The 13,737-nt window shown below is 56.6% G+C and carries 9 protein-coding genes and 6 pseudogenes; 7 read left to right on the top strand and 8 right to left on the bottom strand.

All coding sequences use genetic code 11. The features are described 5' to 3' along the window. Nucleotides 1–2: 2 nt before the first annotated feature. From ACODNH_RS21170 to ACODNH_RS21180, 3 genes are read right to left on the bottom strand one after another with little or no spacing between them, the layout of a single operon-like run. Complete coding sequence (locus tag ACODNH_RS21170; RefSeq protein ID WP_434531518.1) at nucleotides 3–836, bottom strand: ABC transporter permease; 834 nt, start codon at nucleotides 834–836, stop codon at nucleotides 3–5. After that, nucleotides 833–1,714: an ABC transporter permease gene (locus tag ACODNH_RS21175; protein WP_434531519.1), complete on the bottom strand. Its 882-nt coding sequence runs from the start codon at nucleotides 1,712–1,714 to the stop codon at nucleotides 833–835. The genes ACODNH_RS21170 and ACODNH_RS21175 overlap by 4 nt, the downstream gene beginning before the upstream one ends. Nucleotides 1,715–1,717: 3 nt before the next feature. Then, nucleotides 1,718–2,920, bottom strand: coding sequence for an extracellular solute-binding protein (locus ACODNH_RS21180; protein ID WP_434531520.1), 1,203 nt, complete (start codon nucleotides 2,918–2,920; stop codon nucleotides 1,718–1,720). Nucleotides 2,921–3,230: 310 nt separating this feature from the next. On the opposite strand from ACODNH_RS21180, the pseudogene ACODNH_RS21185 reads away from it, so the two are divergent. Beyond that, nucleotides 3,231–3,890: pseudogene (locus tag ACODNH_RS21185) on the top strand (phosphoglycolate phosphatase); the annotation flags it as partial. Nucleotides 3,891–3,923: 33 nt separating this feature from the next. Here the strand turns inward: ACODNH_RS21185 and ACODNH_RS21190 are convergent. From ACODNH_RS21190 to ACODNH_RS21205, 4 pseudogenes are all read right to left on the bottom strand, one after another. After that, nucleotides 3,924–5,084 (bottom strand): annotated as a pseudogene (locus tag ACODNH_RS21190) (DUF4010 domain-containing protein). A gap of 38 nt (nucleotides 5,085–5,122) precedes the next feature. Further along, nucleotides 5,123–5,263, bottom strand: a pseudogene (locus ACODNH_RS21195) (IS701 family transposase); the annotation flags it as partial. Next, nucleotides 5,251–5,438, bottom strand: a pseudogene (locus tag ACODNH_RS21200) (IS701 family transposase); the annotation flags it as partial. The pseudogenes ACODNH_RS21195 and ACODNH_RS21200, both read right to left, overlap by 13 nt. Nucleotides 5,439–5,444: 6 nt before the next feature. Further along, a pseudogene (locus tag ACODNH_RS21205) lies at nucleotides 5,445–6,133 on the bottom strand (site-specific integrase); the annotation flags it as partial. 116 nt (nucleotides 6,134–6,249) lie between these two features. On the opposite strand from ACODNH_RS21205, the gene ACODNH_RS21210 reads away from it, so the two are divergent. Beyond that, a complete protein-coding gene (locus ACODNH_RS21210) occupies nucleotides 6,250–7,170 on the top strand; it encodes a trypsin-like serine protease (RefSeq protein ID WP_434531521.1) in 921 nt (306 codons plus the stop codon). A gap of 619 nt (nucleotides 7,171–7,789) precedes the next feature. On the opposite strand, the gene ACODNH_RS21215 is transcribed toward ACODNH_RS21210, so the two are convergent. Continuing rightward, on the bottom strand, nucleotides 7,790–8,137 hold the full coding sequence (locus tag ACODNH_RS21215; RefSeq protein ID WP_434531522.1) for a hypothetical protein: 348 nt from the start codon (nucleotides 8,135–8,137) through the stop codon (nucleotides 7,790–7,792). A 463-nt stretch (nucleotides 8,138–8,600) separates the two neighbouring features. Between ACODNH_RS21215 and ACODNH_RS21220 the strand changes: the two genes are divergently transcribed. The 5 genes and pseudogenes from ACODNH_RS21220 to ACODNH_RS21240 all read left to right on the top strand — a co-directional run bounded on the left by ACODNH_RS21220 (nucleotide 8,601) and on the right by ACODNH_RS21240 (nucleotide 13,690). After that, entirely contained in the window at nucleotides 8,601–9,581 is a 981-nt protein-coding gene (locus tag ACODNH_RS21220) for a quinone oxidoreductase family protein (protein WP_434531736.1), read from the top strand. Nucleotides 9,582–10,110: 529 nt separating this feature from the next. After that, nucleotides 10,111–11,559: a cytochrome ubiquinol oxidase subunit I gene (locus ACODNH_RS21225; RefSeq protein ID WP_434531523.1), complete on the top strand. Its 1,449-nt coding sequence runs from the start codon at nucleotides 10,111–10,113 to the stop codon at nucleotides 11,557–11,559. Beyond that, nucleotides 11,552–12,546: pseudogene (locus tag ACODNH_RS21230) on the top strand (cytochrome d ubiquinol oxidase subunit II). Before ACODNH_RS21225 ends, ACODNH_RS21230 begins: the two are co-directional and overlap by 8 nt. Before the next feature lie 149 nt (nucleotides 12,547–12,695). Continuing rightward, on the top strand, nucleotides 12,696–12,827 hold the full coding sequence (locus ACODNH_RS21235; RefSeq protein ID WP_434531524.1) for a hypothetical protein: 132 nt from the start codon (nucleotides 12,696–12,698) through the stop codon (nucleotides 12,825–12,827). Continuing rightward, the gene (locus ACODNH_RS21240) at nucleotides 12,824–13,690 is read left to right on the top strand and encodes a hypothetical protein (RefSeq protein ID WP_434531525.1); all 867 of its coding nucleotides are present in this window, start codon (nucleotides 12,824–12,826) and stop codon (nucleotides 13,688–13,690) included. Before ACODNH_RS21235 ends, ACODNH_RS21240 begins: the two co-directional genes overlap by 4 nt. Nucleotides 13,691–13,737: the final 47 nt, after the last annotated feature.

The following is a 13,737-nucleotide window of genomic DNA, read 5'->3' on the forward strand; positions in this document are numbered from 1 at the left end:
GGTTACACCTTCTGTCCAGTTCCTCGGTATCCGATGAGTTGGAGTGCGATCGTGACACCTGCGATAAGCAGGAAGAACACGGAGACGGCCGACGCCGCGTTCAGGAACGAACTGTTCGTGATGTTCTTGAACAGGAACAGCGACAGCGGGGGCGTCCCCTTCGAGTAGACGATGTAGGAGAAGTTGAACTCCGCCGCGGCCAGCGTCCACGAGATGATCGATCCGGCGACGATGCCGGTTCTAGCGTTCGGGACGATGACCGTGAGGAAGGTCCGGGGCCAAGATGCACCCAGCGAGCGGGCGCTCTCCTCGATCTGTTGGAGGTCCATCGACTCGAAACTCGACTGGACGGCCATCACCATGTAGGGGGCCTTCAGCAGCGAGTAGCCGATGATCAGCGCGATACCCGAGTTGGAGATGCTCGGGTACGTTCGAAGGAAGGCGATGCCGAGAATGATACCGGGCGCCAGTGGGAGGATCGCGAAGATGTTGACCCAGTCGCTACCCCAGAAGTCGTACCGAGCTACGGCGTAGGCGATGGGGACACCTGCGATCAGGTTGATTACAACGCCACCCAGTGCGAGTCCGACGCTGTAAAACAGCGACGAACCCAGCGAGGCGTTGGCGCCGATATCGTTGCCGAAGATGACGGCATTCCAGTTCTGGGTGGTGAAGAAGCCAGTCGGGAGTACTCCGGACCAGTCGGCCGCAAAGGAACTCACGAACGTGAGTACGACCGGCGCTGCGAGAAACAGCACTGTCAGGACCAACACGAGCTTGACTATTGGCCGTCCGAACCGCGCGGAGAGGCTTCTATCTTGGAGGTCTGAGCTCATCCGATGCTCACCTCCGCGCTCGTATAGCGCAGTGTCAACATTGTGAACGCGAACACGAAGACGAACCAGACTGTCGCCATGGCTGAGGCCTGTGCAATCTCGAACCCGTTTGCCAGTTCACGGTTGATCTGGAGCGTCCAGACGATGAGGCTCTTCAGAATGAGGATGGTCCCGAAGATGGCCAGTGCCGTCCGAAATACGAGTATACACGCGCCGATCAGCCCTGGTTTGATCTGTGGCAACGTGACGTAGCGGAACGTCTCGAAGGGCGTCGCCCCGAGACTACGGGCGGCCTCCTCGGCGTCGGTGTTCACCTCTGCGTAGGTCCCGCGGAGCAGAAGCATCGCACGTGGGATCATTGAGTACATATACGCGAAGAACAGTCCGATGACACTCGTCGCAACGGCCAGATCAGTCGCTGAGGATCCAGAGAGAAACGCGAAGAAGTTCGTCAGAACGCCCGTGTTCCCGAACAGGACGATGATCATGAAGGCCGCGACGATGCCGGGGAGGCTGTTGGGGAACGACATGATCGTCACAAGAGCGGGCTTGCCGGGAAGGTCGTACTTCTCAAGAGCGTGGGCCACGGGGACCGCAACGGCGATGGAGGCGACCGTGGTCGCCGCGGCGAACCACAGCGAGTTGAACGCGACCCGCAAGTAGTAGGGCTCCTCGAGCATGGTTCGATACGAATCGAGAGAGAACCCCTGCGTGGTAAACTGCGATTCCGAGAAGCTGATCCGGAACATCTCCACGAGCGGGAAAAAGCCGGAAAAGATCACGAGCAGTAAAAACGGCACACAGAGGGCCGCGATCCGGCGACGCTCACGCTGTCGCTCGGTTGTTGAGGAGCCGAATGTTTCGGACTCAGTCGCCATCGGTTATACGCTTGCTCCGCGCGTGATCTCTTGAATGATACTTTCCTGATTGCTGAGGAGGTTCTGATAATCTACTTGGAACTGGGTATCCTGATACTTGCTCTGAGCGGGGAACTCGTCGGGCATGTCTAGTTCCGGAGCCCGGATCGGACGGACGTACGCGTCGAGGAACTTCCGCTGGCCCTCGAGCGAGAGAACGTAGTCCATGAACAACTTACAGGACGCAGGGTTGGGCGCACCCTTCAGCATCGCATAGCCGTAGGGCTGGTTGAACGCACCCTTGTTGCCGTTTTCGCCCTGTAGGAGCGCGAGACCGACCTTGTCTTCATCGATCTTCTCGTTGTTGTACTTCAGGTCGAGTCCGGAGTAGTCATACCGGATGAACGTCGCGTACTCACCTTTCGTGAACTGCGCGAGGAAGTTATCGGTGAACTCCGCGCCGCCCTCCTGAATCTGGTTGTAGTAGTCGATGACCGGCTGGACGTTCTCCATGCTCCCGCCACGGGCATTGTTGATTGAGAGCGCACAGGCCAACCCGACCGCAGCCTGGGGAGTTTGGAGCGCGAGATCCTGCATAATTTTGGGGTTGAGCAGATCCTCCCACGTCTCCGGTGCATCAAGGCCGCGCTCCTCGTAGATATCCTTTCGGTAGGTCACTGCTGTGGTCATCCGTCGGGTCGCGGTGACGTGACCGTTGTCGGTCTTGAGCTTCTCTGGCACCTTGTCCCAGTTGGCGGGTTTGTACGCCTGAGTCAGTCCGTCCTGCATCGCCTGCAGGCCGAAGGTGTACCCGCCGTTGAACGCCGAGTGTGTCGGGTTCTGAGCGTGTGCCCGGGCGTCTTTGAGCGCCTCACCAGAGGAGCGGTCGTCATCGTTCAGTGTGACGCCGTACTGGCTATTGAATGCCTTCATCAGAGCGGGCCAGTTGGACCACCCCGACTGTACGGCGTAGACGTAGAGCTTACTGTCGCCGCTCGGGAAGTTCGCGGCGTTAACAGTCGTCTCGTAGTCCCCATACCCGACCTGATAGCTCTCGCCACTATCCGAGCCGGTTCTGGTCCCGCTGGAGCTATCACTTCCGTCGCTTCCGCCGTCGCTGCTACCGTCCGAGCCGTTCGATTGATCTGAACATCCGGCGATTCCGCCTGCGAGTGCCGCAGCGGACCCTGCAAGGATCCGCCGACGTGAGTAATTATGCTCTTTCATTGCTACACCACATGGTATGAATAACCTAAATGATAAAACCTTGTATTAATATATTTATATTTGAACATTCAAAATAGATACCACGGAATATTCGCTATACAGCGATTGGCCGTTGCTGCAGCCGATCTACACTTCAATCGATCAGATATTAATAAGCATCATATACCTCCAGGATGGCACACGTTCGGTCGACGGAAGCCGCTGATAAAGGATCTAAAACGGCACTTCAGACGCTGTATCGGAAATTTGGTTACGTAAGCCGGCTAGCCGACAGCAAACTTTACTAAGGGGACGGGAGGTGATGGCAAGTATGGTACCACCAGTAGCACTCGACATCGACGGGACGCTCACCCGTGAGTCGGGCGGAATCGATCCACAGATATTTAATATCCTCCGGGATTGGCCGGCTCCCGTGGCCTTCGCGACCGGGAAGGCGTTCCCTTATCCGGTCGCACTCTGTGAGTTCCTCGGCATCGAGACGAACGTCGTCGCCGAGAACGGGGGCGTTGTCGCGACGGACGATGTCGTCACGATTCTCGGCAACGGGGAAACGCCACACGAAGTGGTCAGGGAGTTCGAGTCGGCCGGTTACGACATCAGTCGGGGTGACGCGGACCTACTCAACCGCTGGCGGGAAACCGAGGTGTCGGTGAGTACCGGCAGCGAGTACGACGCTCTCGTGGAAATCGCCGAGGATCACGGACTGAGTGTTGTCGACACCGGCTACGCCTACCATGTCAAATCTCCGGACATCACGAAAGGGGACGGAATCCGACGCTTGACGGCAGAGTTGGGGGTCGAACCGTCCGACTTCGTCGCTGTCGGCGATTCCGTCAACGATGTCGAACTGTTTGAAGCCGCGGGCGAGAGCTTCGCCGTCGGGAACTGCGACGACCACGCCCGCGAGGCAGCGACCACTGTCCTCGCGGCAACCTACGCCGACGGCGCGGTCGAAGCACTCGATCGAGTCGCCGGCCGACACGCGAGGTGGAAACTGCCCGGTTCAGAGCAACTGACTGCTGAGAAGGGTGCCCGCGAAACCAATGACTGAGAGGTAGAGTGACTTGCGTACGACGGAGTCAAGCAACAAGCGGTTGATACTGGTGGCGACCCTGATTTTCACTAGAATACTGGAGAGCGTCCCGAGCAAGACACCCTGTGCGGCGACCGCGGCGGAAATCTGTCTGGTCGTGGTAAGTGTCATCAGTGCCGTCGTGGTGCCGCTAGAGACGATGCTGTTGAGGAAACTGGTCAACAGGAAGCCGGTCGTTCCGAGCAGTTGCTGTGCTCCCGCGGTGATGATCAACACGGCCAGAAAGTGGACGCCAAATCTGAGGGCGTTCGTGCTACTGAACGGCGAGTCAAAGTCCAGATTTACTCCCCTGCCCCAGTCGTTCCGTGGAGGGCGAGCGCGACGCCACCCAGCGCGAGGCCAACAACGAGGGCGGACTGGGGAATGAAGGCGATCACGATTGCGAAGTTCCGAACGGTCATCGCGGCGTCGGCCATCTGGATCGTCCCGATGGCGACGTTCATGATCGACGCGTTGCTGTTCGTGCGGCCCACGATCTCGTCGATTACCGCCGTCAAGTTAACCAGCCCGCGGAAAAAGCCCGTGACTGCGACCCCGCAACTCCCGTAGCGCTGCATGACGGCGTATTTGACGAACCCTATCCCGCTGACAGCGAAGACGAGCATCCAGACAAGTTTCGAGCGATCGCATTCCACGGCCCGTACGTTCCGCCGGGCAGGAGCGGATAGATGATGAACGCGATGATCGCGACTCTGCAGCAATCTGGACTTCTTCGTGGGAGAGCTGATTCGCGAAGCCGTGGAGTTCCCGGGTAGGACCAGCAGGAACGACAAGATAATCGCGATGACGACGACGCGTACGCACTCCGCAGCGACGAGAATCCCGACCGCGTGGGCGACCAGCAGCGATGTCGATGTAATGAGAAAGAACCCTAGCCATCGTCGGCCTCGCCACCTCGTGGATTCGACAGGAGCCCACGCACTTCGGGCAGGGAGCCCTGCGCTGGCACCAATACCCCACCCAGTATCAGTAAGGTCGGTTCCCGTGTCGTCATCGCAACGGCGCCGATGAGACTCGAAGGGGAGGTTCGGATACGGCAGTCTTGTTCGCCTACTCTAGTCTGATCAGCATGCCGAGCGCGCCGGCCAGAAAGAGATTTGCCCAGTAACTCAGCTTTGCACGTTAGCGTCGGCGGTTGAGTGGACGAAGAGGTGGTCAATCTCGTTCATGAGGTCATCGACGCCACGATCATCGCTGTCTCGAACCCACGAGAGGAAATTATACACCGTTTCTTTCAGGGAGTATTCGAGGCGTACATGATTGAACTGCTGTTCGTCCCAGTTGTACTCGGTGAGGAACTTGTTGAGGGCACCTTTGCTGTTGGCTGGAAGAATCTCGCGTACGATGCCCGCCACAGGTCTTGTTGCGACCAGCAACAAGACCTGAGGCGTAGGTTTTCGCCCGACGTTGTTGCTCCAGTGAGAGTGCTTCGAGTTGCTTCCAGCGCTGGAGAGGGCGAAGCGCGTCGTCGATGATCGGGGTAGACTCACGAGTGCGGTTCTTGCCGAAGACCTGCATCGTGCCGGAGTCAAGGTCAATATGCCGCCACCGCATGCCGTTCCGTTCTTCGCCATCAGAGACGGCGACGAGTTCCGCGCTGTGGTCTCCGGAATACAAGAAGACGAGTGCCTAGTCCCGATAGGCTGCCTCCCGATCGACGTCGTTGCGCTCGGCGCTTATCAACATGGGCGGTCGCAGTGGCACAGATGGCTTCGCGGACGCGTGTCGTCCAGTATTGTTGGTCAGTCTTGGTCTCGTCTGTCGGGGGCCTTCGGCGTGGTTGGTCTTAGCTGGGTTCGTCGGTATGAGCCCTTCGTAGACGGGCCAGGTGAGAAATGAGCGGACGTAAGCGAAGTACCGCCGTGCTGTTTCTGGCGAGATATCGTCCCGATCATCGGCTCGGGCTAGCTTCACGAGGTATTGTCGACAGCGATTGTCGTCAATCTCTTCTGGACTGGTAATGCCATGCTGGTCTCGACTCCATGCCGCGAACTTCCGCAGCACGCTCGCGACGGTTGTTCGGTAGCGTCCGGAGTCGATGTCGATCAGTCGCTTCTCGATGGCTGCTTCGAGGGCATCATCCCGGGAGTAGCGTTGTACTCCGGCGGAAGCCGATCCATGCTTCCCGTACAGCGTCGGTTCGGGTGAAACTGGTGGTGCTTACTGCGGTAATACAAACCTAGACCTAAAACCAGAATATCGCCGTTTCAGGGGCTAACCGACTTGGAAACTGTATATGCCGGACCTGATAAATTACATGATGCTATACCAAAGTAGGAGGATAGGGCTTGTTGAGACTACAGTCAAGTACACGTCAAATAATCCCAACAACCTGAAGCTGAAAATCCACGTAAAGCACACTACTCATATCAGCAAACGTAGGAACAACGAGGGTGAACCAGAAAAAAGAAAACGGTCCCCGGATGTGACTGTTGGCAAACTCCGTTCCGAACTCCCCTCACATATTAAAGGAACGGTTGGAAAAGATGGATATCCACAACAGACCCATCGATATCAAGTATTTGTTTCCCAAGGAAAAAAGAAAGACGAAGAAAAGTTTGACGAAACATATAGACCAATTCCTGGGGGATGCCACATTGAGAGGTCAGTATTTGACCAATGTACTCTCGGCTACCACGTTTACGACAAGGACCGGGAACGCCGAATGCTCCTCACTGCTGCACATTGTGCTGGCTCTCAAAATCATCAGCCATACTATAATCAAGACATCGGATATGAGGAACAAAGTAAAAAAGAAAATGGATTTGATGCAGCCACGATTAATTACCGCGATCTTGATTTTACCGTTAATGGTAAATTAGCCGAGAATGGTGGAGGTTATACCGACAAATCTGTCAATGGCATCAAATCATGGGACTGGGTAACTAACAAGGCATATGAGGAAGAGATCTACCAGCAGGGTAGTGAGACTGTTCGGACATCTGGAACTCTAAAAGAGTCGGAACCAACTGATGCGGGTGTACGACAAATTAAGTACGAAGATATCACTGCTGGTGGCGACTCTGGTGGGCCGGTATATTATGACGACGGTGACACATTCTATCTCGTAGGTATCCATGCCTGGGGTACCGCTGGGGACACATCAGGTGGCACGTACATTGGGGAAATCCAAGACCAATTTGACGTCATCGTGTAGCCCATAGACAGTTCAGTCTCATGTAACCGATTCTGTGGGACGTTGACGCTACAGAAGGTTTAGAGCGGCCAAATATCCGATTCCTGTCTTCCTCTTCAGCAACGTCAACGTGCTGTCCGGTGTAATCCGCGACAAGTGTTCATACTTACCAGTCAACTCCATCTTCAACTCCCTGCACGAGTAGATCCACGTATGCCAGCTCGTGACGACTAAGGGGTCGCTTGACGCCGCTGTGCGTGGACGAACTTTGTGCGGTGAATTCTTTAATACATCTTGATATAAGTTCTCAGAAACACTAAGTAGGCGGTGAAACAGTGGAATAACGCTACTTCTGGCGATTCGCCACGCCCTTTTGAACGAAACCCCCGGAAGCGTAGTCCGTATGCATTGAGAACAGCAGTCTCAACTTCTGAGGAGGAGTGGAAGTTGAGACTACAGCAGGTTTAGCGGGGGCTGTGATGCATAGTTTCGGTTGGCAACCAGTTCCTTGATACGGCCGGTTTCCGCGTCGACGTCCGTAGGAGCAGAATATCTCCCCCGTATGCATTGAGACAACCAGTCTCAACTACTGTTCGCAACATACGGTCTCATCACTCTCGCGCTGCTCAGTACAGCCAGCTTACTGAGTCTTCTCGGGCACAATTCCGCGGGCAGCCAAGTAAGGCCGAACCCTGCCCTGATAATTATTCAGCCAAAGGATAGTAAGCGGAGGGCCAACGGCGACGACCAGCAGCCAACGAGCACTCAACCCGCCGGTACACACGGACTCGGTGCCGGTCAAGGTACAGTTGATGATACTTCCTGAAAACGCAGGGACAATGGAGGCCAGAATTGGCCCGATTACCAACTCAACGAGGAGGAATGTGAGAAACACCGTCAGCAGAAAGCCTGACATCAGGATGACCACGTCATTCATATAGCCGCTAATTTCCTCATCGCTGAACTCGGAGTCGCCTCCATTGGCCATGAGATTTCATATATGCCCGACAAAATAAACTACCGGGTCATGGGCAATTAAATGCCCTCTTAGCGGCTGTTACCCGCACAGAGACCCATCGAGGTCTGCTGTTCATCTAACAGTCCTTCTTCGGTGGTCTGGCTCACCTGTACCGTAGCTCCACCCCAACCGCCCGATGACGGGACACCCGAGAAACTCACCGTGATCGGAATCGATTCTACCTAGCGAACGAAGTATTCAACATAATCAACAAGCCGATTAACCGACTCTGGCTTACTGAGGAGTCGGGGCTTGAGCCGTATGCATTGAGAGCGCCAGTCTCAACTTCTGAGAAGGAGGGGAAGTTGAGACTACAGCGGGTTTCGTAGATATTTGATTCGCAGTGTCGAACGGGGTAGGATTCATCAACTTTGCGTCAATCCATGTTGGCAAGGTCGAAACTGCAATCATCACAGCCTCATTCAAACGATTTATGAGAGTTATCGAGGTTCGTGAGTACGGAACCCCTACCGTACTTCAAGTGGCAAACCACGAGCAACCAGCTCCATCACACAACGAACTCCGGATCGAAGTCAAAGCCGCAGGGGTCAACTTCGCTGACGTGATGCACCGTCGTGGCACGTATCCCAGCGGCCCTTCTCCCCCATATGTACCTGGGTTTGAGATTGCTGGATTCGTTGATTCTACCGGATCTGCTGTTGAAGCATTCGACAGTGGCGAGAGAGTCGTTGGCTATGTTGCAAGCGGGACAGGCGGCTATGCCGAGTACGCACTCGCCAAACCTGTTCATACATTCCACGTTCCGGATTCGGTTTCGCTTCATGAGGCAGTGGCGGTTCCTATTCAATTCCTTACTGCACATAATTGCCTGTTTGAGTGGGGAGGTCTCGATGAAAATGACCAAGTCCTCATCCATGCAGCAGCTGGTGGTGTCGGTACCGCAGCCGTACAGCTTGCTCGGGAAGCCGGTGCAGAAGTGTTCGGCACAGCAAGCACTGATCTAAAGCTCGGCCGTATTGATGCCCTCGGCTGTAACCATTGCATCAACTACGAAGAAACACCGTTTGTCGAAGCGATTGATACATTGACCGACGGAGAGGGCGTTGATCTCGTACTTGATGGCGTTGGCGGGGAAGTCCACCACAACAGTCTGCGGGCACTCGCCCCGTTTGGGCGGTTGGTCGCCTTCGGTGTGGCGAGTGGTAAGGGAACGCAATTAAATTCCAGTGGGTTACTCACAAAGAATCTTCAAGTCTATGGCTATCACTACGGCGGTGCGCTCGCAGAAGCCCCTGACCGTGTCCTCGATCCTGCTGACGGTATTCTGCAGCAACTCGCCAACGGAACTCTTGAAGCTGTGCTTGATAACACTATCCCACTGGAAAAAGCCGCAATGGCTCACCAGCGACTAGAAAATCGGACCAGCGTCGGGAAGGTAGTGCTTACCCTTTGAAGCGAAATATACACACCTATGGTGCAGTTGATCCCCCCGATCTCTTTGCGATCATCCTGACCTTCTCACGGCATATACATTGAGACGACCGGTCTCAACTACTGTGAGCCCATAGAAGCTGAGACTACAGCGGGTTTAGAGGGCCTGTAATGCATGTATTTGGACGAATCGTCGAGTGGAAACCGCTCCAGACTAGCTCTCAATCACCCGTTCCTATTGTAATATTGACAGCATCTCCGAATTCCGAAGACTTGTAAGAGTGTTGTCACTCAGACGCCGCACTATCACGGTGAAAACATCACTATCCGACTCCGGTTTCCTTCTTCAACAGCGTCAGCGTATTATCTGCCGTCACCATCGGCGAGTGTTCGTACTCACCAGTCAACTCTCTCTATCAGATTTCGTATATTTGTCCGGCAATTGAGATGTACAAGAAGTACGGTTCTAATAATGGAATACTTTGTGGTGAATTCTTCACAGTGGAAACTGAGGACCTATTCATAAGCTATTGTGCTGTAGCGTGAGGTGAATGGGTCCAATCATACCACTGAACGCCGTCAGCCCAGTGTGGGCGGCGTCCCTCTCTCCGGAACTCGCGAGCCGCATGCAGTTCGGATGGACAATCTCTGTTCACATCATCTTCGCGTCCCTTTCGATCGGGCTCGCCCCGTTTATTATCTATTTCACTTGGAAAGACGTACGGACGAGCGAGCAGCGGTATGCGCGATTGCGCTCGTTCTGGGTGAAGGTTTTCGCCGCCGGCTTCGTGATGGGTACAGTTACCGGGATTCCGATGAGCTTCCAGTTCGGCACAAACTTCCCACAGTTCGCCGAGGTGGCCGGTGAACTGATCGGCGGCCCACTGGCCTTCGAGGCGAAGATGGCGTTCTTCTTAGAGGCTGTCTTCCTTGGCGTGTTGCTGTACGGCCGCGACCACGTTGAGGACCGAACATACCTCATCTCATCGGTACTCGTCGGCTTCGGCGCCTGGCTATCGGGGTTCTGGATCCTGATCGTTAACGCCTGGATGCAGACACCACGGGGCTACGAGATGGTCACCCGCAACGGGATGGAGGTCGCCAAACTAACCGATCCGTTCGCCGCGTTCTTCACCCCACGAATGCCTTGGATGTACGTCCATATGACGAACGCGTCGGTTATTTCGGTCGCACTACTGGTTGCAGGCGTTTCGGCGTACATCGTATGGAAAAAGCCCGACACTGAAGCCTGGAACACCGCACTCAAGATGGCTGTCGTACTCTTGATCGTCTCCGCACCGTTTCAGGCAGTCCACGGCGATGCCTACGGCCGCCACGTTGAGGACACCCAGCCACAGAAATTTGCCGCGATGGAGGCACACTACGAGACGGGGCAGGCCGACCTACACCTGCTCGCGTTTCCGAAATCACCTGAGGCACTCACCGACCCGCGGGCCGAGAACCTCGTTACCGTGAGCCTTCCCGCAGTCGGGTCGTTCCTCGCCAGTGGCGGGGACTTCGACGCCGAGGTCATCGGACTGAACGAGTACGAGGAGAACCCCCCCGTAGCACTCGTGTTCTGGTCGTTCCGTTTCATGGTCGGGCTCGGGTTCCTGTTCATCGGGTTGGCACTGTGGGGCGGTTACCTCATGTACTGCGGGCGACTGTCCGACAGCACACGCTACCTGAAGGCGATGATCGCTGCATCGCCGTTCGGCTACGCTGCGTTGCTTACCGGCTGGTACGTCACCGAGATCGGCCGGCAGCCGTGGGTCATCCAGGGCGAGCTCAAGACGAGCGAGGCGGTGTCATCGACGCTGACCGGGGCCGAGGCGACACTGACCCTGGTTGCGTTTGTCGTGCTCTACGTCGGGCTGCTGCTGACTGCGCTGTACATCCTGAAGTGGCTGGTCCGAGAGGAACTCCAGTCACTCGGCGTCCGGGAGTCGAGTGGCGGCCGCTGGCACGGCCCGATTCCGTGGGTGAGTAGCGATGACTGACGCGCTGTTGCCCGTCGACGCGTACCTCGTTGAGTCCCTGCCGGAGATCTGGTTCAGCGCCGTGCTGTTCGCGTTGGGAATGTACGTCGTCCTCGACGGGTTCGACTTCGGCATCGGGATGCTTTACGCGACCCGGACGGGCGAACACGAGCGGGAGACGTTCCTGGCGGCGTTCGGACCGGTCTGGGACGCGAACGAGGTGTGGGTCGTCGCCTTCGGAACGATGCTGCTAGCGGCGTTCCCGCGCGTGTACTCGCGCCTGCTGGCGGACAACTATCTGCTCGCGCTCGGGTTCGTCGTCGCGTTAGTGTTCCGCGGCCTCGGTCCGGAACTCCGCGAGCAGCGCGACGACGAGCGCTGGAAGCGCTACACCGACTACGCGTTCATCGGCGGGAGCGTGTTTGCGCCGCTCCTGTTGGGGATGCTCGCGGGTCGCTGGCTGTTCGGCGGGGCGACGCTACCAGTGGCGTTGACTGGCGTCGGCCTGGTCGCCGTCTCGATAGTCACGGGGGCGGCGTTCCTCGCAGCCAAGACCGAGCCCGGCCTAGCGTCAGAACTACGTACGTACGGCATCGGTGCAACACTGGCATACCTTGGTGGGGTTATCGTACTGCTGGGAACTGTTGTCCTGACCGACGCGGGTGGCGCTGCCGACACAGTGCTTTCGCTTCCCGTGGCGGCAGTCGCCGCCCTCTCGGTCGCCGTGGGGCTGATCGGGAGCGTGCTGGCCAGACGCGGCCAGTACCGGGCCTGGCTGGCGAGTGCACTGGCGCTTCCCACACTGTTGACGATCTGGTCGCAATTCTGCTGTACCCGACGATCTATCCGCCGACCGGGCTACTGGTTAGGGAAGCGGTCGTGTCGCCGCTAGCGCTGAACCTCGTGACCGTTCTCGGATTCCCGGTGCTGCTGCTGGTGCTGTGGTACTTCAAGTTTCTCTACGGCGTGTTTAGCGGCCCAATTGAGGGTGAGGGCTACGGGGGGTAACCCCACCCCTCTTGCCGTCCCGTTCTCTGCTCAGTACACTTGTGTGTACCGAGAAGCAACTAGAAACCGCTCTTACTCTCTCTTTCGACGGAGACGCTGACGGCCAACCACGGCGTATCCGATATTTCGCCTGTCGTGGGGAGGAGACGATGTGGCGGGTCGAAGAGCGCCGTTGCGGTGGTGACTGGCAGACTGTCGATACTGAGCCGATTGAGGACCTGCAGATGCGCCTCCGAGAGCAGAATCCCGAAACAGAGCGATATGCCGATGCAGGAGTATGACTGAGCAGTCACGTACAGACGAACTGGACGATCTCCTCAACAAGACTGCCTGTAGCCAGTCACCACAGCGCCCATACGGCAGTCGTGCACAGATCCTGTCTCGGGTTGATGAGCAGTCTGCGTTGTTAGACGTTCCCGTCGCAATCTGTTGTCCGAACTGTGGTCAGGCAGTCGCGCTGTACGAACAGGGCCTCCCAAGCGTTGTCCCGCACTTCGATACGGCATGCACACAGTGTGAGGTCGACTTGCGAACGTGGTGTGCTGTCGGCGTCGACGCAGCCTATCTCCAGATTGTTGACCCGGCAACACTCACAACGATGGTCCAGTGCTTCTGGGATGAGTGGCTCTGGAGTGGAATCACCAACAGCAAGGACGAACCCCGTACCAACGAGTACACTGAGCGGTTCGCCACGAAAACTGCAGCGTTCGGGTGGAACTGGGAGGTTTCCTGTCCGCTGTGTCGGCGAACGCTGACTGAACTCAAGCGTGATTCAGCACTTGTCGGCGGGAATCTGGACTATCATCACTGGTCCCACGACCCCGATCAAGGCGTCTGTCTCTGTCGGCAATGTCACGACATCATCGGTTTCGACACCTACGATACCGAACTTGAGGAACGAGCCACAGCGTGGGGCTTCGGGTCCCGACACGATCTACAGGTCATTCGCCTCGCGCTTCGGGATGCTGCAGTCACTGGCCGGCCAGTTAGCATACGCCCTGTCACTGCCCTTGTCGACCGATATAATCTCGTACAATCCTCTGTCCGGGTGCGAGAACTTCTCGAAAGCATCAGCACCGACGGGACACTCCGAGAACGATTCCTCGACAAGCGGCTGGTGGCCGGCATTGAAGCAGACTGCTGACAAATAACAGAGAATAGTAAGTCAATCAGGCTCGAAACCTCTGAAAG

The sequence above is a fragment of the Haloarcula sp. NS06 genome, from assembly GCF_051122755.1.
GTDB lineage: Archaea > Halobacteriota > Halobacteria > Halobacteriales > Haloarculaceae > Haloarcula.